The organism is Lacibacter cauensis (genome assembly GCF_007830055.1).
GTDB lineage: Bacteria > Bacteroidota > Bacteroidia > Chitinophagales > Chitinophagaceae > Lacibacter > Lacibacter cauensis.
Genome location: NZ_VLLE01000003.1, coordinates 82715 through 104443, shown reverse-complemented (window position 1 = coordinate 104443; position 21729 = coordinate 82715). Strand labels below are relative to the sequence as shown.

Annotated in this window: 23 protein-coding genes; 9 read left to right on the top strand and 14 right to left on the bottom strand. The window is 42.5% G+C overall.

From position 1 onward, the window contains the following. Positions 1-38: 38 nt before the first annotated feature. Positions 39-1223, bottom strand: coding sequence for an aspartyl protease family protein (locus tag IQ13_RS05735; protein ID WP_242009485.1), 1185 nt, complete (start codon positions 1221-1223; stop codon positions 39-41). A 167-nt stretch (positions 1224-1390) separates the two neighbouring features. Between IQ13_RS05735 and mqnC the strand changes: the two genes are divergently transcribed. Beyond that, positions 1391-2515, top strand: coding sequence for a cyclic dehypoxanthinyl futalosine synthase (mqnC, locus tag IQ13_RS05730; RefSeq protein WP_144885154.1), 1125 nt, complete (start codon positions 1391-1393; stop codon positions 2513-2515). Positions 2516-2692: 177 nt separating this feature from the next. After that, positions 2693-3148, top strand: a complete 456-nt coding sequence (locus IQ13_RS05725; RefSeq protein ID WP_144885153.1) for a DinB family protein — start codon at positions 2693-2695, stop codon at positions 3146-3148. A 3-nt stretch (positions 3149-3151) separates the two neighbouring features. Here IQ13_RS05725 and IQ13_RS05720 read toward each other — a convergent pair whose 3' ends face one another. Continuing rightward, a complete protein-coding gene (locus tag IQ13_RS05720; RefSeq protein ID WP_144885152.1) occupies positions 3152-3538 on the bottom strand; it encodes a winged helix-turn-helix transcriptional regulator in 387 nt (128 codons plus the stop codon). Positions 3539-3658: 120 nt separating this feature from the next. On the opposite strand from IQ13_RS05720, the gene IQ13_RS05715 reads away from it, so the two are divergent. Both IQ13_RS05715 and IQ13_RS05710 read left to right on the top strand, forming a co-directional pair. Then, entirely contained in the window at positions 3659-4522 is an 864-nt protein-coding gene (locus IQ13_RS05715) for an SDR family oxidoreductase (protein ID WP_144885151.1), read from the top strand. A 109-nt stretch (positions 4523-4631) separates the two neighbouring features. Further along, on the top strand, positions 4632-5084 hold the full coding sequence (locus tag IQ13_RS05710) for a GNAT family N-acetyltransferase (protein ID WP_144885150.1): 453 nt from the start codon (positions 4632-4634) through the stop codon (positions 5082-5084). Between the two features lie 3 nt (positions 5085-5087). On the opposite strand, the gene IQ13_RS05705 is transcribed toward IQ13_RS05710, so the two are convergent. The 9 genes from IQ13_RS05705 to IQ13_RS05665 form a co-directional block, all read right to left on the bottom strand. Beyond that, the gene (locus tag IQ13_RS05705; protein WP_144885149.1) at positions 5088-5816 is read right to left on the bottom strand and encodes a 2-phosphosulfolactate phosphatase; all 729 of its coding nucleotides are present in this window, start codon (positions 5814-5816) and stop codon (positions 5088-5090) included. Positions 5817-5876: 60 nt separating this feature from the next. Then, positions 5877-6350: an SRPBCC family protein gene (locus IQ13_RS05700; RefSeq protein ID WP_144885148.1), complete on the bottom strand. Its 474-nt coding sequence runs from the start codon at positions 6348-6350 to the stop codon at positions 5877-5879. A 126-nt stretch (positions 6351-6476) separates the two neighbouring features. Then, on the bottom strand, positions 6477-7562 hold the full coding sequence (gcvT, locus tag IQ13_RS05695; RefSeq protein ID WP_144885147.1) for a glycine cleavage system aminomethyltransferase GcvT: 1086 nt from the start codon (positions 7560-7562) through the stop codon (positions 6477-6479). Positions 7563-7768: 206 nt separating this feature from the next. After that, complete coding sequence (locus tag IQ13_RS05690; RefSeq protein ID WP_144885146.1) at positions 7769-8659, bottom strand: hypothetical protein; 891 nt, start codon at positions 8657-8659, stop codon at positions 7769-7771. A gap of 80 nt (positions 8660-8739) precedes the next feature. Next, entirely contained in the window at positions 8740-9210 is a 471-nt protein-coding gene (locus IQ13_RS05685) for a nuclear transport factor 2 family protein (RefSeq protein ID WP_144885145.1), read from the bottom strand. A gap of 110 nt (positions 9211-9320) precedes the next feature. Further along, the gene (locus IQ13_RS05680; protein WP_144885144.1) at positions 9321-11564 is read right to left on the bottom strand and encodes a PspC domain-containing protein; all 2244 of its coding nucleotides are present in this window, start codon (positions 11562-11564) and stop codon (positions 9321-9323) included. A gap of 19 nt (positions 11565-11583) precedes the next feature. After that, entirely contained in the window at positions 11584-11982 is a 399-nt protein-coding gene (locus IQ13_RS05675; RefSeq protein ID WP_144885143.1) for a PadR family transcriptional regulator, read from the bottom strand. A gap of 294 nt (positions 11983-12276) precedes the next feature. Beyond that, positions 12277-13101, bottom strand: a complete 825-nt coding sequence (locus IQ13_RS05670; RefSeq protein WP_144885142.1) for a sterol desaturase family protein — start codon at positions 13099-13101, stop codon at positions 12277-12279. A gap of 57 nt (positions 13102-13158) precedes the next feature. Beyond that, a complete protein-coding gene (locus IQ13_RS05665) occupies positions 13159-13590 on the bottom strand; it encodes a putative signal transducing protein (protein ID WP_144885141.1) in 432 nt (143 codons plus the stop codon). A 52-nt stretch (positions 13591-13642) separates the two neighbouring features. Between IQ13_RS05665 and IQ13_RS05660 the strand changes: the two genes are divergently transcribed. Further along, positions 13643-14122, top strand: a complete 480-nt coding sequence (locus IQ13_RS05660) for a hypothetical protein (protein ID WP_144885140.1) — start codon at positions 13643-13645, stop codon at positions 14120-14122. Between the two features lie 67 nt (positions 14123-14189). Here IQ13_RS05660 and dnaN read toward each other — a convergent pair whose 3' ends face one another. Beyond that, complete coding sequence (gene dnaN / locus IQ13_RS05655; protein ID WP_144885139.1) at positions 14190-15305, bottom strand: DNA polymerase III subunit beta; 1116 nt, start codon at positions 15303-15305, stop codon at positions 14190-14192. Between the two features lie 163 nt (positions 15306-15468). Between dnaN and IQ13_RS05650 the strand changes: the two genes are divergently transcribed. The 3 genes from IQ13_RS05650 (at position 15469) to IQ13_RS05640 (ending at position 19336) form a co-directional block, all read left to right on the top strand. Then, entirely contained in the window at positions 15469-16794 is a 1326-nt protein-coding gene (locus IQ13_RS05650) for a type III secretion system chaperone family protein (protein ID WP_144885138.1), read from the top strand. Positions 16795-16821: 27 nt separating this feature from the next. Further along, positions 16822-17925 (top strand): trypsin-like peptidase domain-containing protein, encoded by a 1104-nt coding sequence (locus tag IQ13_RS05645; protein ID WP_144885137.1) that lies wholly within the window; start codon positions 16822-16824, stop codon positions 17923-17925. 154 nt (positions 17926-18079) lie between these two features. Next, on the top strand, positions 18080-19336 hold the full coding sequence (locus IQ13_RS05640) for a pyridoxal phosphate-dependent aminotransferase (protein ID WP_144885136.1): 1257 nt from the start codon (positions 18080-18082) through the stop codon (positions 19334-19336). 86 nt (positions 19337-19422) lie between these two features. On the opposite strand, the gene IQ13_RS05635 is transcribed toward IQ13_RS05640, so the two are convergent. Continuing rightward, complete coding sequence (locus IQ13_RS05635) at positions 19423-19887, bottom strand: hypothetical protein (RefSeq protein WP_144885135.1); 465 nt, start codon at positions 19885-19887, stop codon at positions 19423-19425. 135 nt (positions 19888-20022) lie between these two features. On the opposite strand from IQ13_RS05635, the gene IQ13_RS05630 reads away from it, so the two are divergent. Beyond that, positions 20023-20349 (top strand): MmcQ/YjbR family DNA-binding protein, encoded by a 327-nt coding sequence (locus IQ13_RS05630; protein WP_144885134.1) that lies wholly within the window; start codon positions 20023-20025, stop codon positions 20347-20349. A gap of 3 nt (positions 20350-20352) precedes the next feature. Here IQ13_RS05630 and IQ13_RS05625 read toward each other — a convergent pair whose 3' ends face one another. Further along, positions 20353-21684, bottom strand: coding sequence for a Gfo/Idh/MocA family protein (locus IQ13_RS05625; RefSeq protein WP_144885133.1), 1332 nt, complete (start codon positions 21682-21684; stop codon positions 20353-20355). Between the last annotated feature and the right edge of the window lie 45 nt (positions 21685-21729).

The window sequence follows — 21729 nt, the reverse complement described above, 5'->3', positions numbered from 1 at the left end:
AACTGTAAAATTCGGTAAAAAACGAATGAGGGAAGCTGTTACTTTAAAATACTGCCAACTTTTAACTCAATCATATTCGGAACGGTGTTGCGGAATATGAGAATGCGCACTTTTTGTCCCGGGTGTTGCAGCAGCAGTTTGTATTGGTTAATGTTATTGCTGAAATTATTTTCAATACCGAATATTACATCGCCGGGCATTAAACCCGCCTGTTCGGCAGGAGATCCTTGCTGTATTTCTGTAATCACCACTTTACCATCAATAAAATAATAATTCATACCGGTGTACGAATAATCAAACGCATCACGCATGTGCGAGTTAGGCGATAAATGGATTAACCGTTCCGGATAGTTAAACACAATATTAAACCTGCGCAACAGATCGCTGCCCAACAAACCGGCAACCGAAGGGTAACCGAGTACATTCAGCGAATCGTCGTACACATGAATGGGTACTTTTGAAAATTTGTATCGGCCAATGCGCATTTTTTTCATGGTTGTCAAACGCATATTGATCTTGCCAATTAACCCTTCTACCTGTGTGTTTACCGATTTTTTATTCTTACTCAAAAAAGCACTGTCTTTCATCAAGCGTTCACTCAACAGCACACACAATCCTGCACCGGTATCGAAATACAAATTCAACAGGTTGGTACGCTCATCCTGCACCTGGTGTGTGGTAATAGGTATCGATGCAAACGATGGTTTCAGCACTGTTCCGTTTTTGGGATATTTATAAGCACCCGGCGTATACACACTCATCATTTGTTTATCGTAATCGAGCGCCACAATATACCTGCGCAAAAACGAGTAACCGATAATACCATCTACCCGTAAACCGTAAACCGATGTTAGAATTTCATAATCGTTGATGTGGAAATCAAGGTTCGTCACATCCAGCCCGGGAAAATGCAGTGTACCGTTTTTGTAGTATTGAATCGGTTTTATACCACCAATGCCACGGACGGTACGATCGCTCGGTTCAATAGTTAGTTTATAGTAAAGAGCAGTCAGCGTGTCTAGCGAAATACCGCCGCTGCCGGAGTCTAAAATAAAATTAAGCGTATCGGGCAGGTTGTTGAGTGTGGCGTGTAACACAATTATACCGCCGCTCAGTTGTTCGAACCGGAAACTGGTAAGCAGACGGGCAGGCGGAAAATCGTTATCCTGGGCAAGCAGTTTGCCGCAGAGCAGGAGCAGGCATATCGTTCTGATAAGATTCACGTGTACTACAAGTTAGACAATGGAAACAAGAAAAATGCTTCGTGGTTCATAAATTATCAGGCTGTACCTTTGCAGCTACCGATAAACGCAGATAAACACAGATGAGCGGTTAAGCAGGATTCTTCGCATCTGCCTGTTTCAGGTATTCATTTCTTAATTTGATTTCTATGAATCTGAATGATCTTTATCAAAAGGCTTCGAACTTTGAGTTTTTAACGGTTGAAGAAGGTATCTATCTTTTCGAGCATGCACCGTTAACCGAGCTGATGTTTGTAGCCGATGAATTACGTAAACAACAGGTGCCGCATGGGAAAGTAACCTGGCAGATAGACCGGAACGTGAACACGACCAATGTGTGTATTGCCAATTGTAAGTTCTGTAACTTCTTCCGTATACCCGGCCACCCCGAAGCATACATTACCGATATTGAAACGTATAAGAAGAAGATCGATGAAACCATCCGCTGGGGTGGCGATCAGTTACTGCTGCAAGGCGGTCACCATCCCGAACTTGGACTGGATTTTTATGTAACGCTGTTTAAACAATTAAAAGCTTTATACCCCAACATTAAACTACACACCCTCGGACCACCCGAAGTGGCACATATTACCAAGCTGGAAAAAAGTACACACCACGAAGTGTTGAAGGCGTTAAAAGAAGCTGGTATGGATTCGTTACCCGGTGCAGGTGCAGAAATTTTGATTGATCGTGTTCGTCGTTTAATCAGCAAAGGCAAATGTGGTGCACAAGAATGGCTGGATATTATGCACGAAGCACACAAGCTGAATATTACGACCAGTGGTACCATGATGTTTGGTCATGTTGAAACTTTGCGTGAACGTTTTGAACACCTCGAAAAAATCCGTGAAGTGCAAAGCCGCAAACCGGCTGATGCAAAAGGTTTCCTTGCCTTTATTCCGTGGACTTTCCAGGATGTGAATACGTTACTGGCAAAGATCCGTGGTGTACATAATTTAACTACAGCAGAGGAATACATCCGCATGATTGCAATGAGCCGTATTATGCTGCCGAATGTAAAGAATATACAGGCGAGCTGGTTAACAGTAGGTAAACAAACAGCACAGCTCGCATTACATGCAGGTGCCAACGACTTTGGCAGTATTATGCTGGAAGAAAATGTGGTGAGTGCTGCAGGTGCGCCGCATCGTTTCACCTACAAATCTATCCAGGAAGCTATTCGTGAAGCAGGGTTTGAACCACAGCTCCGCACACAACAATACGAGTGGAGAGAATTACCGGCGGTAATTGAAGAACAGGTGGTGAATTATTAAGAAAATAGAAACGCAGATGACTGCGGATGAGAACTGATAAGAACAGCCGGTGCCATTGCATCGGCTGTTTTGTTTTATGTTCTTAGTTTAATTCTAGATCTTGGCTAGTGGAGACACAGTCAATTAACTACAAAAATAATTTCTTTAGCTTGCACAAATATATCAACCTCATCATTCATGGAATCAACACTTCTTCACTGGAAAACAAGCCGCAGTATTTTTTCGGGAATGTTTGAAAAATACAACCTTGAACAACTCAATACTATTCCTGCTGGTTTCAATAACAATCTCATCTGGAACATCGGGCATGTCATTGCTGCACAGCAGGGGTTGGTTTATCGTTCATGCAATATACCGATGTGCATCAGCGATGATTTTTTTAACCGTTACAAACCCGGTACAAAACCCACTGCAGCTATTATACAACAGGAAGCCGATGAAATAAAAGAACTCCTTACATCGCTCATTGAAAAAACAGAAGCTGATCTCACAAACAACATTTTTCAAACGTTTAACCAGCGTAAAACAGTTACAGGTTTTGATTTACACAACCTGGAAGATGCTGTTACGTTTAATAATTACCACGAAGGATTGCATCTGGGTTATTGCATGAGTATTGCCAAGTTCATCTGAACATTACGCCGTTTTCGTTTGCAGTATCGGCAGCAACTCCAGCATGTTTGCACGGCGGTGCTGCAAACCCCATTCGAGCATGGCTTCTACAACCTTGCTCAATTGTTTGCCCGATTTGGTTAGTTCGTATTCTACCGTTACAGGTGATGTTGCATATACAGTTCGGCTGATGATGCCGTTCATCTCCAGATCTTTTAACTCCTGCGATAACATGCGGGGTGTGATCTTGGGTATTTCCCTTTCAATTTCTTTAAACCTTTTTTTGCCGAACAGAAGTGTGCCGATAATCGGCATCTTCCATTTTCCCTGGAATGCATTCAATGTATCCTGTATTGCCAGCACATACGATGTGGGGCATTTCTGAATGTTCTTAAGTGTTGCTGCTGCCATGTTATTGCGGTTACTATACTTTTTGATAGCAGTATACTAAAGTATACTGCTATATTTTATATAGTAAAGGTAGGGTAGTTTTGCTCCATCAAAAAAAATTAAACAAGTAAAACGTAGATCATGATTTTAGTAACAGGAGCAACCGGTCAGTTGGGAACAATTGTTGTAAACGAATTATTAAAAAAAATACCCGCAAGCGAATTGGCCGTATTGGTAAGAGATGAAAACAAAGCTGCTGCTTTTCAACAACAGGGCGTAAGTATTCGGGTGGCAACTTATCAGGACAAAGCAGCATTGGCAACTGCGTTGCAGGGTATTGATAAAGTATTATTCATTTCGTCCAGCGATTTTAATGATCGTCTTGGCCAGCATAAAAATGTGGTGGATGCTGCAAAAACAGCAGGTGTAAAACATTTGCTGTACACCGGTGTAACCATGCAAAACTTCGAAACATCGCCTCTAAATACTTTTATGAGCGATCACTACCAGACCGATGCTTACATTAAAGCAAGCGGACTGACGTATACGCTTTTGCAGCACAGTTTATATGCAGATGTTATTCCGATGTTTGCCGGACCACAGGCAACAGACACGGGCATCTTCTTTCCTGCAGGTGAAGGCAAAGTAAGTTTTGCAGTAAGACAGGATCTGGGTGAGGCTGCAGCAAACATTCTTGTAACTGAAGGTCACGAAAACAAAACCTACGAACTTACAGGAGAAGTTGCCTATTCATTTGCCGACATTGCCACCACACTTTCAACCTTAGTAGGAAAAACAGTGCAGTACATCAGTCCAGAGCCTGCTGCATTTGAAGAAGCGTTAAAAGGCCTTGGCTTACCTGCCGAAATTATTGGTATGTCAGCTGCATTTGCTGCAGGTATTCAAAACAACGATTTCAATTATGTAAGCCCGGCATTGGAGCAATTGCTCGGCCGCAAACCAACAAGTTTGCAAGCGTATTTAAAAACGGCTTACAACCTGTAACTGTTGCAGTACCATAACCGGCCTGTTTTATTGTTATGTGCAGTAAAACAGGCTTTGTTGTTTTCGCCTTTGCTGTAAGCGTTTTATCTTGTGTACACAGTTACAGCACATGCTTACGTTCAACAAAACAAGTTCGGATGATGCCGATTTCCGGCTGCTGGTTGCAGAACTCGACCGGGATCTTGCTGCACGTTATGGTGAGCAGCAAACTTTCTTCAACCAGTTCAATAAACTCGATCATATTCATCATGTAATTGTAGCATACCACAATCAAACGCCTGTTGGTTGTGGTGCATTCAAGTTATTTGAAGAAACGGTTGTTGAAATTAAACGCATGTATGTGCAACCGCAGCAAAGAGGCAAGGGTATTGCAGCACTTCTTCTTCAACAATTAGAACAATGGGCAAAAGCAGAAGGCTTCACCGCCTGTGTGTTGGAAACAGGATTAAACCAACCCGAAGCTATACGATTATACGAAAAAACAGGCTATGAACGCATACCCAATTACGGACAATACATTGGTGTAGACATCAGTATTTGCATGCGCAAAGAATTGCATTAAATTTTAGTGCGCAAGCAACATCCCTTCTTTATACAAGGGAAGTACGTTGGCAACATCGGGTGTCATACAAAAACGGATGTCTTCAATTAAACCAAAACGATCTACCAAACGGTGATAGTGTGTGAGGTTGGGGGCAAACGCATGCAGATCATCTTTCACTGCATTGTACTGCATCTCTGCCGTTAACGAGCTGTCGCAATGAATGGTAAAATGTTCTTTTATACGGCTGATAACAGCACCTGCAAACAACGTGTCTTCTAAATTATAACGGTCTTTCCAGCCTGCACAACCCAACACTACGTTTTTCTTTTCTTTTACCAGGTAATCGCACACCGCACTGAGGTTGGGAAACGATCCGGTAATAATGGTATCTGCATTGTTATCAAGGGCCATCTGCAGCAACTTGGTGCCGTTGGTTGTGGTTAATACCAATGTACGGCCCTTGATAAAATCGGGGGAGTATTCCAGTGGAGAGTTACCGTGCTGCAACCCGTCGGCAATTTTACCATCACGCTCTCCTGCAGCAATACCGTTTACGTTTTTGCTGAGGGCTATGGCTTTTGCCACTTCATCAACCGGTATTACACATTGTGCACCGTTGTATAATGCCGATGCAATGGTTGAGGTAGCACGAAACACATCAATAATTACAACAACTGCATTACGTAAATCGTACAAGTGTAACAATGCGGGAGAAAGCGAAGTATAAAGCGTGGGTTTGTTATTTTCCATGAGGCCGCAAAAATAAGAAAGAGCCAACAAACAGTTTGTTGTTGTTGAAAACGATGTTTGTTACGTAAGCAATGCCTGCCACTTAGTTGATTCGGCATACTCCTTTATAACAGTATTGCGCTGCTGCAGCAGCTGGTGCAGGTAATTCTTCAGGTAAAAACGGTTCAGCATTTTACCGGCAGCACCGTACGGTGTTTCAAATGCCAGTTCATCGATCATGATGGTTCCGTTCTGTACTTCTTTAAAATGATGTTTGTGTGTGTACGCAACAAAATCGCCTTTCTCCATTACGTCTTCAAAGTAAGCAGGGCTTTGCATTGCGGTAATTTTTACCGTCATGGTTCTGGTTTTAAACAAGTGCTTAGCCTTCCAGGTTACCCATTCGCCTTGTTTGATCAACCCCGATGTTACACCTGCAATTGCTTCTTCGTTGTTGTGTTGCTGCGAAACTTTGTGCAGGCCGATGTGACGGCTGAGATCGAACACCCGTTCAATTGGCGCTGCAATAAATGTTGTAAGATGAATGGACGGCATCGGCTGCTGGTTTATTTCGGCTGATTGTGTTAAAAAAATGAGTCACCTGATTCTTAGCTGAACAAAGAAAGCAGGTGACTCATTGGCGTTGCATATTACTGCAAGAATAATGCCTTGCTGATTCGTTTAAAGAAAAGGAATCTTTACCACTTTTGCTTTGAGCAGTTTATCTCTTACCTCTACATAAATTTCGCTGTCAAATGCTGCAAAAGCCGTAGCCACATAACCCAGGCCAATTGCTTTTTGCAAAGAAGGCGATTGTGTACCGCTGGTTACTTTACCAATTTCGTTACCATCGGCATCTTTGATTTTATAGTCGTGACGGGGAATGCCTCTGTCGATCATTTCAAAACCAACCAACTTCCGTTCTACACCATTGTTTTTTTGCTGCTCAATAATTGTGCGTGCTGTAAAGTCTTTGCTGAATTTGGTGATCCAGCCCAAACCTGCTTCCAGCGGAGAAGTGGTATCATCAATATCATTGCCATACAGGCAAAAACCTTTTTCCAAACGAAGCGTATCACGTGCGCCTAAACCAATGGGTTTTATACCCGCAGCTTTTCCTGCTTCAAAAATAGCATCCCAAATTTTATCGGCTGCACCGTCTTTGTCTTCAAAATAAATCTCCACACCACCTGCACCGGTGTAACCGGTTGCACTTACCAATACATTTTCTACACCTGCAAACACACCTTTTGCAAATGTGTAGTATTTCATGTTCAACACATCAATTTCGGTAAGTGGTTGCAGAATTTTGGTAGCGTTCGGACCCTGTATGGCCAGCAAACAGGTTTTATCACTGATATTGTGCATCTCCACATTGCCTGTGTTGTGCTTTTGGATCCAGTTCCAGTCTTTTTCAATATTACTGGCGTTTACCACCAGCATGTACACTTTGTTTTCTTCAATACAATACACCAGCAAATCATCAACAATACCACCTTGTTCGTTTGGCAGGCAGCTGTACTGTGCTTTACCATTTGTAAGTTTCGATGCATCGTTGCTGGTAACCCGCTGAATAAGATCGAGTGCTCCTTCACCTTTCAGCACAAACTCACCCATGTGGCTTACATCAAACACACCGGCATTGTTGCGTACGGCCGCATGCTCATCGTTAATACCGCTGTAAGAAATAGGCATATTGTATCCTGCAAACTCAGCCATCTTGGCGCCGAGTGCAATGTGCTTACCTGTAAAGGGAGTTGCTTTCATGTGTGATTTTTATATTTTTTATAGCCACATACTACAGCCATAAAAAATCAGCAGCACTGATGATAAAATTAGTTCTGCTTCTTTTTATGGCCATTGCATACTTTTTTGCTCATTTAATCGTGCGCACAAAAGTAAAGGAAGCTTTTGGATTGCTGCTGCATAAGTTTGCGCAAAACGATTGCGCAAAACATTTTAAAGTCGACTGCTTAATTCGCCAACGCAGCCTCCAGTGTTTTTTCAATGCGGTACGCATGGCTCGAACCCATGGTTACAAAAACATGTTTACCTTTTTTCGCCTCCTGCAGCAAAGCATTGCACAAATAATTATCACGAATGAGATTACAGTCGTTAAAAATTTCGGCGAGATAACCGGGAGGCCATCCAAACTCATCGCTTGTTTCACGCCAGTTTTTTAACTGCGGAAAATCTTTGTCCCAGATGCTGTCAACTTCTTTTACATCTCTGAGCATGCCCCGCAAGCCAACATAATCGGTACGGCTGTTGATGTATTGCTGCAACTTTTTTTCAGGATCAGAAGGTTTACCAAAACGGTAATTGCTGAAATAGGGGCGCAGCGAATAAAACAGTGCCAGTTGTTTGCCGGGGTATTTTTTTGCCAGTAACCGCACTTCCTCTTCCTTAGGAGGTTCCCACGTATAGTAAGGCACTTTGTATTGTTTGGCAAGACGAACTGTTTCTCCTTTTTCGCCATAGAGCTTAACGGGGTTTTGCAAGCCGGCAAATAAAAAACCGAGTTTGCCTTCTACAAAAACAACATTGGGCTGCATTGATGTAAAGATGCTGCGCAGGCTGTCGAGTTGTGGGTCATCAATATCTTTTGTATGTTGAATACCTACTACACATACAACGCCTTGACCGGAATTGATGCGGTAAATGTACGGCTGGCGATGTGCTTCAACACTATCATATGCTTTCATATCCATTACCGGTACAGTAAATGTTTTCATATCATCTACTGTATAATAAGCAGGTGAACGCCAGATAACGCCGGTAAATAAAAGAATAACAAAAGCAGAAGCTATTATCAACAGGCAAATGCCAATGATAACAAGGAATTTTTTGAGCTTCGTTAGCATAATAGATGATTTGGCCATGCAGCAAGTACTGCATAAGCATTAGATGATAAGGTAAACGACTTCAGTATTGTTGATAGCTGTTAGTGATCTACACTAATGATACGGGTAACCTTCCAGCCCTGGTCTGTTTTTTTCCATGTATGAATAAACTTGAACACACCGCAATCCATTTTTCCGTTTTCTTTATGGCAGAAACGATGTTGCGCAATTTGCACAATGCCGTAATTGGGAATTACATATACTTCCATTGTCTCTGGCAATAATTCTCTGGTAAGATCCGGCGTAGCAGTTTTCATTCGTTTAAATGCAGCAATATTATCAGCATAGAAGGTAAGCCCGCTTTTGTCGTGGTAAAACTCCAGGCTTGTATCTACAAAATTGCTGAACGAGTCGACGTTTTTATTAAAGTGCGAAAACCAGCTGCTGTCGAGTTTGAGAACAAAGGCGAATAATTCTTTATCCTGATATTTTTGATTGGCCTGTTGTGCATGCGCTGCACCAAACACAACAATAGCAATTAAGAGGGCTGTAATAAATTTCAACGTACGCATAATGATAGTTAAGGTTTAATGGTAATGATGATGATTGCGCCGGAGAAAAAATAGCCCCTTTGTCTTTTTCAAAACATCGGGGCCGTTGGCTGTTCCAACTTTAACCGAGTTTATAATGCATTTACTGTTACTGGCTGAAACAGTGTAGCATCGTTTGTTATTGTTGCTTCTTTCTGCACCACCTGTTTGCTTGGCGAAGCAGGTGATTTGGGTGCTTCAGGATTGTAGCGGTAACGCAAACTGTCATTTTCTTTCTTACGGTTCTTCAATTCTTCTTCACGTTCTTTCAGTTCTTTCTTTTCACGTTCCAGGCGCTCCATTTCGGTTTCAAGATTTTCATCTTCACGTTCTGCTTTTTCAATTTTGTCTTTACCGTCTGCACGCTCCAGTCCGTCTTCAGTCATAATATATTCGATGTCTGTATCGTTCCAGCCACGGTTGCTCCAGCGATGATCATCTTCCCACTCCCAATCGCCACCACGACCATTGATGGTAATGTTGTGCCATTCTAAACGATCTACTGTTCTGTCGATATAGATACGCTTTCCAACAGGCACTTCAACTGTTACCACCACACGTTGATTGCGGAACTTCGATTGCTCACTCACGGTAAAGCCTTTATCGAGCGAAAGCACACTGTCTTTAAAGTTGATGTTATACTTGATTGCGCTTGCGTTGCTTTGTGCTTTGTCTCTGGTTGGACCAGAGCTGCGTTTATCGTAGTTTACATGAAACAGGCTGTCGCTGCTTTTTACAATACGTAAACGGATATTGTTGATGTATAAGCTGTCGCCATCGAGTGTAAACACATCATCAATACTAAATGCACTGCCGTACACTTTTACTCTCGATGAAGGTACTTTCACAATCATTTTTCCTGCAACCGGCTGCGCCATTTCCACAAGCTGCTGTTCGTGTGCACTTACACGGAAGTTATTGGTGAAAGAAGAAACAAGAATAATGAAGCATACCAAACCAACAAACCAGAGAAAACCAAACGTGTAACCGAGATAAGGATTGCGGGTTTTTGTACCAATAATTTTACGGATAACCCAGGTTAACAACGCAATAACCGGTACTGCAAAGAAGAGTAACAAGGTGCCCCATGCAGCTACATGTTGCCAGGTGCCTTCTAAAAAGAAACCTTTAAAAGGGAAGGCTGCTACACCGGCAAATGTTACACCAATCAATGCCATTAACAAGGAGAAAGCAATTACACCGGCAATAAACAGGAAGAAGGCTTTGAACAATACACCAATTGCATGACCAATACCGCCTCTTCTGCTGCGTTGTACAGTTGCACTTGTTGCATCTACCGGTACGGGTGTTGCTTTGCTTTTATACCCACCCAACTCTTCGCTTACACGTTGTGCACCTTCGCTGATGGTTGTACCTACACGCTGTGCACCTTCTTTAATTTCTTCACCCATTTGTGTTGCTTTTTCACGAATGGTTCCACCACTGCCAAGTTCTTCCTGTACTGCGTTTTTAATACTGTTCACATCAATCTTTTCGCCACGCATCTGCAGTTTTTCTGTGGCTGTGCTTGCTAATGGCAATACAATCCAGAGAATAACATAGATCACAAACAATGTTCCGCCAAAGCCACCGAACACAAAGTCGGGTTCAAAGTTGAAGCTGAACATAGCGTTACGGAAGATGGATGAAATGATACCAAGAATAAGTGGCAAACAAAACACCACACGTGGTACCCAAACAGGAATATTAAAATAGCTGGCTAAACCACTGGCAACACCACCAATCATTTTATCATCGGGGTTGCGGAACAAACGCTTGCGGATGTTCGACTTGAGATCTTTCAGTGGTAATACAATCCACAATACAATGTATACCAGTACACCTGTACCAAAGCCACCAAAGGTGATGAGTGCAAACAGGATGCGTACAACGGTAGGATCGATTTTTAAGTAATGGGCTAAACCGCTACATACACCACCAAGGATTTTATCGTTGGCATTACGACCTAAACTTCCACGGGGTTCTTCTGTTGCAGTGTGCGTGTTTGAGCTTGCAGATGCAGAAGATGCAGCACTGTAGTTACCAGCGTTTGAAGCACCTGTTTCATTATCCATTTGCTCAAAATCTTCTACACTGCCCATGCTGCTGCAAATAGTAGCAACACTTTCTTCGGTAATGCAGGTAGCACCTTTCTTCAGTTCTTCGTTAAAGAGTTCGGCAATACGATCTTCGATATCATTAATGATTTCATCCCGGCCTTCTTCATTGGCAAAGTAGCGACGCAGACTGTCGGTATATTTCTGCAGTTGCTCAAATGCCGCTTCTTCGATGGGAATTACCCGGCCTTTGAAATTTATATTGATTACCTTTTTCATAATAATAACAGTTTAATGGTTAAAGTGGACTTTCAGGTGAAGGGGGATGCACTTCAATGGTTTCGCCCGTAACAACCGCATTGGGTTTTCCGTTAGAGCGGGTTACTGTGGCAACAGAACTGGCCATTTCGTTCCAGGTTTGTTCCAGCTCTTTGTAAAAGGCGGCTCCCTTTTCTGTAAGTGAAAAATACTTGCGGGGCGGGCCGCTGCTGCTTTCCACCCAACGATAGGTTAACAGATCGGCGTTTTTCAGGCGGGTTAATAGTGGATACAGGGTTCCTTCGAGGATGTTAAGGTTCGCCTTTTTCATTTCCTCTATTATATCACTGGGGTACACTTCGCCCCGTTGGATAACGGAGAGAATGCAAAACTCCAGGACTCCCTTTCGCATCTGGCTTTGTGTGTTCTCGATATTCATAACCTGAGGAGTTTGTTTTGATGATGTGTAGAAGGTGGACCGGTTTTGGGGAGAGCTCTTCCTTTAACCACTCTCTTGTACACAGCTTAATTACATTGACAAAACAAAACTAAGAGATATTTCAGTACTATGCAACACAAAGTACCATCTTTTTTTTAGTAGTGGGCAGATAACGATAGCATGCAAAAACTAAAGCACTGAAAAACAGTGCTTTAGTTTTGAAAATAATTTGAAGAATTTTTGAAAAATTTTTTGAGAAGCTCGGTTTCTGCTTCAAATTCCGGAAAAATAAGACTATGCTTCCGGTTTTTTGAAGGGTTTTGTAAGGAGTGTCAGTACCTCTTCGTCCTTTTCGGCGGGGTAATAACGGTCGAGTCCGTACTTTACCTGTTTAATATCCAGGCTGGAAAAGGTGCCGAGTAAGCGATCCCAGATGGAAAAAACCGCTCCGTAATTACTATCTGTATACGGCTGCTTCCAGTGGTGGTGCACCTTGTGCATGTTGGGCGAAATGAGCACCCAGCTCAATACTTGGTCCAGTTTTACCGGCAGGCTGATGTTGGCGTGGGTAAAAGCAGTGGCCAATACCACCAAGGTTTGGTAGATCATGACACTGTACATGGGTGCCCCCGAAATAAAAATGAGCAGCAGGAAAAAAATGCCCCGCAGCAAACTATCGCCGGGATGATGACGCAAGCCGGTTGTTACATCAACATTGGTATCGCTGTGGTGAATAAGATGAAAACGCCACAGCAGCGGAACTTTATGCATCACCAAATGCACCAGCCAGCTGCTGAAATCCAATGCCAACACACCAATGATAACAGTAAGCAGAATGCTGGCGTTGGTCCAGTAAACAATACCAAATTGAGTTTCGGCACACCAATCGCTCAGCTTAATAATAACGATAGCGAGAAATGTATGAATAATGAGATGAATAACCGTAAACACAAAGTTTACACCTGCGTGCCGCAGTTTTGTTTTTTTGTATTTCAGCGGAAACAGCGGAATAGCTCCTTCAACAATCCAGAAAAACAATAAGCCGCCAACCAGTATGGCCATCCGTTCAAGAGGGCGTTGCTCAAGCGTTTGAAAATGGGCAAGTAGTTCGTTCCACATGGTAAAAGCTGTTTCAGGCAAAAGTTACGAAGGCTTTGATGGATGGAGAAAAAATGTTTAGCCACGTCCGACGGGAACGTCAGAAGAGCTGTTTTTCACTTCTTCAAACTCTTTACCGCAATCAAAACAATGGTAGCGTTGTTCAGAAGCCAATGGATAGCCTCCCAGTAAATAGGTAAACAAAGCACTGAGCCAATTGGATGGTTTACGGTTGCTTACAATGTATTCCACGTTATGCGAACCGCAGTAAGGACATGCACGGTTTTCTTTTGCTTTGTTGATAATGGTACGCAGCAGATCCTGTGCCCGTTCTTTTTGTGTTTCGTGCACCATCAGTTTAATACCGCCGATAGCATTGGTGAGCAGCGGATCGATAGTGACTGTGTTTTCATCTTTGAGCCAGCAGTTGATGCCTTCTTCCTGCAGTTGCAGCAGGTGAAGATTGGCATCGATGTAGTTGTTGTAGGTATTGAGAAGCGTGAAGCTCATGTGTTAAAAATACAATGAAAAAGATTGATTATTTTGAACAGGAATAATACCGATGACAACATTTACTACCGATAAGCCATTAACCAAGCGCCAATTCCTGTTACAAACCTCCTATTACCTTATTGCCTATTTGGTGATAGTAATAGTAGCAATATTGTTTTTTCCAACGAAAGCAGATAATGCCCCTTATTTATCAATCGGTTTTTTATTGGTAGGCATTGTTCGTTTATTACAGGCAGAGAAAATACAAGAGATTAGATTTGATGAGGAGAACAAAGAACTTCACTTTTATTCAAAAGGATATTTAACGAAACTGAAAAAGCTTAAAACATCGTTCGAAAATCTGCATGTACAAAAAGACGATTGGGAATCGAAAAGCAAGTGTCTTCCAAAACGGAAAATTCTTTCGCTTGAAATATTGAAAGAAAAAACGCTTGTGTTTACTCTTGATAAGACGTTGGATTATTTTTCAGAGGAAAAGATGCGTGCTATCATTGCTGCATTTCAAGCAAACAACATTCCTGTGCAATAAAAAAATCCCGCTCTTACGAGCAGGACTTTTATCGTTAGTATTGGTTTCTATATTCTTTCGCTTGTATTTATTGATTCAACATCAGCGGCATTACCAGCATCAGCACATCTTCACCTTCGTTTTGTTCGGTAGGTTTAATTAAGCCGGCTTTGGTTGCTGTGCTTAGTTCCATTTTCACCTCATCTGTTTCAACTGCATTCAGCATTTCAACCAGGAATTTTGCGTTGAAGGCAATCTGCATGTCTTCACCATCATACTGGCATTTCATACGCTCATTTCCTTCAAAACTAAAATCAACATCCTGTGCAGCCAATTGCAGCTGGCTTCCGTTGATGCTTAACACCACCTGGTTGGTGCTCTTGTTACTGAACACGCTTACACGGCGTAATGCACCGGCCAGTTCGTTACGGCTGGCGATCATGCTGTATGGATTATCAGCAGGAATAACTACTTTATAATCGGGGAAACGTGCATCAATTAAACGACACACCAACTCAGTTGTACCATGTATTACAAACAGGTGATTGCTGTTGTACGAGATGGTAATTTCATCGTCGTTACCGGGCAATGCCGTTTTTAATAAGTTCAACGGCTTTTTCGGAACAATAAAGCTTTCGTTTTTCGGACAGCTTACATCGGTACGCTTGTAACGCACCAAACGATGCGCATCTGTTGCAACAAAGGTCAAGCCTTTTTTATCGAGTTCGAAATATACACCCGTCATTGCCGGACGCAGATCGTCGTTACTTACAGCAAACAAGGTTTTGTTGATGGCTGTAACCAATGCAGATGAAGTGGTGGTAAACGAAGTGGTATCATCAGCAACCGGTTCTTTCGGGAAATTGTCAGGGTTTTCGCCCATTACTTTATACTTACCGTTATCGCTGGTAATTTCAATACCAAAGTTTTTATCGATGTTGAACGTAAGTGGCTGATCGGGCAGATTCTTCAACGTATCCATTAAAATACGGGCAGGAATACAAACACGGCCGTTATCTTTCGCCTCAATATCCATGTGTATCTTCATCACTGTTTCCAGGTCGGTAGCAACAACAGTGAGTTTATTTTTATTGATCTCAAACAAAAAATCTTCCAGGATTGGCAACACAGTATTGGCGTTAATTACACCATTGATCTGCTGCAGTTGTTTCAGTAAAGCCGATGACGAAACGATAAACTTCATAACGCTGTTCTTGATTTAATAACGGGGAAGGTAATGAATAATTAGCTGTTAAACCTGCAAGATAAGGGTTAAATTATCAACTTGTTTTACGCTTTTCTTTAGGCTTTTGGCTGCCAACCATACGGCGAAATGATTGTACTTTCGGCTTCCTAATTCATTGCCGATGTTCGACAAATTATTTGGCCGGAAAAAGAAAAACGAAAGTCCCGAAATCAAAACGCCTCCTGTTTCTTTCGGCCGGTACAGCGATAATAACAAAACGCTGCAAAAAACCAAACGCTGGACCGATGCGGATAACCTCTTTAAAGAAAACCGTTACCACGAAAGCATTGCTGCCTTTTTCGATTATCTGCGGGACGATGCTGTGCAGAATGTTGTTTCCGAAGGAGCAGCAGGCGAACACCGCTTCCGTATTTACCAGGGCAGCAAGCTGGTGCGGGGCATTTTTAATAATGAAACGCTTTCGGCCGAAGTAACACTTGCCCGTATGGCCCAACCGTCGGTTCCGGTAATGCGCCGCCTGCTGGAACAAAACTTCAACCTTTATTACTGCCGTTATGGTATGGAAGACGACCGGCTTTGTATGCGCTTTGACACCGAACTGGCAACCGCTAATCCTAACAAACTGTATTATGCGTTTAAAGAACTGGCCACAAGAGCCGACAAACAGGACGATTTGCTGTTACAGGATTTCCAAACCTTGCTGCCCATCGATACCGAACATATTGAAGTAATACCCGACAGTGAAAAAGAAGTAAAGTACAACTACCTCCTGCAATGGATTACCGAAACAACAGCGCTGGTAAACATGCTCGATGCGGATAAAATGAGTAATGCCATTTCAATGTTGTTACTGAACCTTGCCTACAGAATTGATTTTTTACTGGTGCCCGAAGGCCGGTTGTTGTACGACCTGGAAGATCTGGTAACTGGTTATTTTCTGAAAGATGAAAAACCGGTGACCGAAAAAAACAAACTGATGCTGCAGGCTTTCCAGTCTATTGGAACCTACTCAAAAGAAATTGTGTTTCCTTGTTTTTTCCGCAGCAAACACAGTTTTGCCATAACACAACCAACACCGCAAAAAACAATTTCCGATTCGGTTTTTGGTTCCAACCAAAGCATGATCTGGTTTCGTGATAACAACTACCCCGAAGTAGCGCAACAAATAAGCGAATATGGCTTGGGTTACTGCCAGTATAATTTCAGCTTACCCAAACCCATCAGCGATTTGTATCTTATTCTCATGAAAGTATCGTACGCTGCTTTCTTTCGTGATCTTGGTTTTTCACCTGCATTATACAACAGCGAAACAGGAGAATTTAATGTGAGCACGATTGAACAGCAAGTTGAAACCATCATCAACAACTGGAAAGAAAAATATCCGCAGCTTGCGTTTAAAACCGAAAACCTGAAATACGATTCGCTGCTGAGCTTTACACATTCCTTTACTGCAGAAGTGGAATTTGTAAACACCGAAGCGAGGTAAACACATCATCAAGTTAAATCATTCATCATGCCATCAACGGTTGAGATAGTCGATTCATTTAAAGATGCCATCATTCAGATTGCCACACAAACAGGCACGGGTACAGGCTTTTACCTGCGTAAATACGATTTGATTGTGACCAACAATCATGTAATTGAAGGAAACGCAGAAGTAACGATTGCCGGTAAAAAGTTCGACAAAGCCTTGAGCCGTGTTTGGTATACCGATCGCAAACATGATCTTGCTTTTCTGCAACCACCTGCACAAATTCAGCTACCCGAAATTTCATTAGGCGAATATGGCCGTTTAAAAGATGGTGATCCGGTTATTGCCATTGGTCACCCGTATGGTTTAAACTATACCGCAACGCAGGGTGTTATTTCCAAAGTAGATCGTGTACGGGAAGGTTTAAAATACATCCAGATTGATGCAGCCATCAACCCCGGTAACAGTGGCGGACCATTGGTAAACATGAGCGGAGAAATTATTGGCGTAAACACGTTCATCATCCGTGGCGGCGATAATCTTGGTTTTGCATTACCCGAACAATACCTGCGTACGGCCTTGGATATTTATGCGCCGTACAAAGGCAAACCATCTACCCGTTGCCATGCCTGCGAATTTTTGGTGTTACCCGAAAACCTCGATAGCGGAAAATATTGTCCCTCCTGTGGTACCGAAGTAAAGTTGCCGGAAATGCCGAAAGAAGAATACGAACCGGTAGGCGCAGCAAAAACCATTGAAACAATTTTGAAATCGCTGGGTAAGGATATTAAGCTGGCAAGAGAAGGAGCCAACACCTGGAGTGTAAAAGAAGGCAGTGCACGCATCATCATCCGTTACAACCCGGAGAACTATTTTATTGCCAGCGATGCGTATTTGTGTCTGCTGCCATCGGATCCGCAGCAGATTAAACCGCTTTATCGTTTTCTGCTGCAGGAAAATTACCGCAACAGGGGTTTAATCCTCAGCTGTGTCAATCAAAATATTGTGCTCAGTCGTATTATATACGATCTCGATTTAACAGCTGAAAACGGTGTGCAGCTTTTTCAACAGCTATTTCTAAAAGCAGATGCGTACGACGATCTGCTGAAAAAAGATTACGGCTGCCTGGAACGTATAGAAGAATAACAAAGCAATCTTCAACAAAGCGTCATAAAAAACGATCAACTGTTCGTTTTCGAAGTGGTTATCCTACTTTTGCGCTTTCTTAAAAAGCAGGTAACAATGTCTAAAAAAAGGCTGCGTAACCATCCGCCTCAAGCGGAAATAAAAATCGATACACATGAAACTGTCTCATCTTTCCGAAACACTGGTTGGTTCAGAAATTGTGAAACTCGGTAACCAGATCAAGGAACGTATTCGCATGGGCGAACGTATTTACAACTTTACCATTGGTGATTTTGATAGCAGTGTATTTCCTATTCCACAAGAACTGGAAAACGAAATTATTAGCGCTTACAAACAACACCATACCACGTATCCGGCAGCAGAAGGCATCCTGGAACTTCGCCAAAGTGTGTTGCAGTTTTTAAAGGAACGTGAAGGGTTAGAGTATGGTGTGAATGAAATTCAGATTGCTTCCGGCGGTCGTCCGCTTATCTACGCCATCTTCCGTGCAATTGTTGATAAAGGCGATAAAGTAATTTATGCTGCCCCTTCATGGAACAATAATCATTACACACATTTTAATGAGGCCGAACATGTGGTGATTGAGGCAACACCTGAAAATAATTTCATGCCAACGGTAGCTGATATTGCCCCGCATATTAAGGGTGCGGCTTTGCTTTGTTTATGTACACCGCAAAACCCAACCGGCACCATGATACCCAGAGCAGAACTGGAAAAGATCTGCGATATGATACTGGAAGAAAACAGAAGCCGTGCTGAGGATGAAAAGAAACTGTACCTCATGTTCGACCAGATGTACTGGACGTTGACGTTTGGTGAAAATATGCACGACAACCCAGTAACACTTCGTCCCGAAATGAAAGCTTACACTGTGTTTGTAGATGGCATCAGTAAAGTATTTGCTGCTACCGGTGTGCGTGTGGGCTGGAGTTTAGGTCCCGAATACCTCATTGGTAAAATGAAAGCGATCCTTTCGCATGTGGGTGCATGGGCTCCCATGGCCGAACAAAAAGCAACAGCAAATTACCTGTTGCAAAAAGAAAATGTAGATCGTTACCTCGTTGCGTTTAAACAAGCCATTCATTACCGCCTCGAAGAAATTTCGAAAGGTTTTCTGCAGCTGAAGCAGGAAGGTTTTGATGTTGATGTAATTGCTCCGCAGGGTGCTATTTATTTAACCATTAAGGTTGATCTGAAGGGAAAGAAAACAGCAGAAGGTACTGTTTTGCAAACACAGGCCGATGTAACCAACTACTTATTGGCTGAAGCAAAACTGGCGATTGTTCCGTTTTATGCGTTTGGTGCAAGTAAAGAGTCGCCTTGGTATCGCTTAAGTGTGGGCACCTGCAGAGAGGAAGAAATTCCTGAATTTTTGGGAAAGCTGAAAGAAGCCATGCAAAAGCTGAGCTAAGCAATGATAAAAGAAAAAGAGAGCGGTTGAAAATTTCAACCGCTCTCTTTTTTGTATCTCTGTTCATCGGTGTGGTCGTTAAGCAACTAATACCGGAAACGAATAAGCTTATTTTCATCTGCAATCAACAGCTTTCCTTCCTGCACTACTTCAACAGCTGTGCGTGCACAACATTGGTCGCTGCAAAACTTTTTCACCAACAGGTATTGCATTGGTTCGTTTTTAATTTTCAGCGCCATCGTATCTGCTGCACGCATTGTGTAGAGTTGCTTTTTTGCACTGTCAATCAAAACAGGCACTTCGGTATACGGCGAATTTTGTTTGATGAAGAGTTTAACATCAGCAGCGGTTATTGTTGGGTTTGTTCCAAATACCAGGTCACGCCCTGTTGCTTTATCGGTTACAGCAAAACGCAGGTCGCTCCAGTAGGCAACACATACAACAGCCGGACAAATAAGATCTTCTTTGCACACATAGGTACTTTCGGTTTTCTTTTTACAGGAAACAAAAAGCAGCAGTATGGCAAGGATGATAAGAAGTGTTTGTTTCATACCTTTCTGACCATAAACAAATTACTTTCGTTGCATGAAATATCCATAAAAAGTAACAAGCTGATTTTATACGCAGAGCGATGATAATATTTATGGATATACTATGTGGCAAATAAATACAACCAAAAGAATCACATGAACATTGAAACCATTCGTGACTATTGCCTGAGTAAACCCGATGCAGAAGAAACACTGCCCTTTGGTCCGGATGTAATTGTGTTTAAAGTCAATAACAAAGCATTTCTGTTGCTACCTCTCGATACAGAAGAACTCCGCTTCAACGTAAAATGCGATCCTGATCTTGCCATAGAACTGCGGGAGCAATACAGCAGTGTATTACCCGGCTGGCACATGAACAAGAAACACTGGAACACAATAGTCGTTGATGGAACGATTCCTTCAAAAACCATACGTGAATGGATCGATCATTCGTACGACCTGGTGAACAAGAAAAAGAAATAACACTTAAACCTTCGGCAGCTGGTAACCGTTATGATATTTGCTCAACAAATATTGTTGATTAACGGCTTCATCTGTAAAAGCTCCCTTCGCTTTATTCCACAGTAATTTTTTTCCGCTTCTGAAAGAGATGTTGCCCATTTGTGCTACTGTTGCTACATGCGCTCCAGCCTGTATAGAACAGTTCAACTCTTCTGCTTTGCGGGATTTTACCGCATCAATAAAGTTGACCCAATGTTTATCCAATCCGCTATCAGAAGATTTCTGAAAAGGCATGATCACTTTATTTTTACTCTGGCGCTCTTCAATTACTTCCCAACCACCACGGTTTAAAATAAGTGTTCCGTTATTGCCAATGAACGCAATGCCATGATCTCTGCCATACGAACCATTGTCAATACCCATTGCAGAATCCCACACAAGGTTGAACTTGTCAAACTCGTACAGCGTGGTTAAGGTATCAGGTGTTTCTTCATACAAATCGGGATAGGCAAATTTGCCACCAAGCCCCACAATGCTCTTCGGTAAATCGGCTTTCATGCCGATCAACGCATAATCTAATAAATGCACCCCCCAGTCGGTCATCAATCCACCTGCATAATCCCAAAACCAACGGAAGTTGAAATGAAAGCGGCTGCTGTTGAACGGTCTTGTTTTAGCCGGACCAAGCCATTGCTTATAATCTACACCTTCTGGTGGCGCAGAATCGGGAACAACAGGTCCTGGTTTCATCCATCCCTGGTAACACCAAACCTTCGCTGTGCGGATATTGCCTAACTGCCCACTGTGCACAAACGCAACGGCATCCTTAAAATGCTGCTGACTACGTTGCCATTGTCCGGCCTGTACAATTTTGTTGTAGCGTTTTTGTGCAGCCACCATGCGGTTGCACTCAATAATCGAATTACCAACGGGCTTTTCTACATACACATCTTTACCTGCTTCACATGCATGAATCATCATGAGTGCATGCCAATGATCGGGCGTGCCGATGATGACTGCATCAATATCTTTTTGCTCCAGCAGCTTGCGGTAATCGCCGTATACTTTTATTTTGGAAGCATCAGGATTGGTTTTACTCAACTCGCTCAAACGTTTATCGATAACCGATTTGTCCACATCACAAACAGCCACAAGATTTACTCCCGGAATTTTTAATGCTGCCATTACATTACTCCATCCCATTCCTTTAATACCAATAGCACCAATATTCACCTGGTCGGAAGGAGAAATACGACTCTTGAAAATGGAAAACGCATTGGATTCAAAAGCTGGTATAATGATACCTCCTGCGGCAAGTAAAGCAGATTGTTGCAGAAATTTTCGGCGAGCATTCATTGTTAAAAGGGTTTAGTAAAAAGAAAGATAAGTATTAAACGCTTT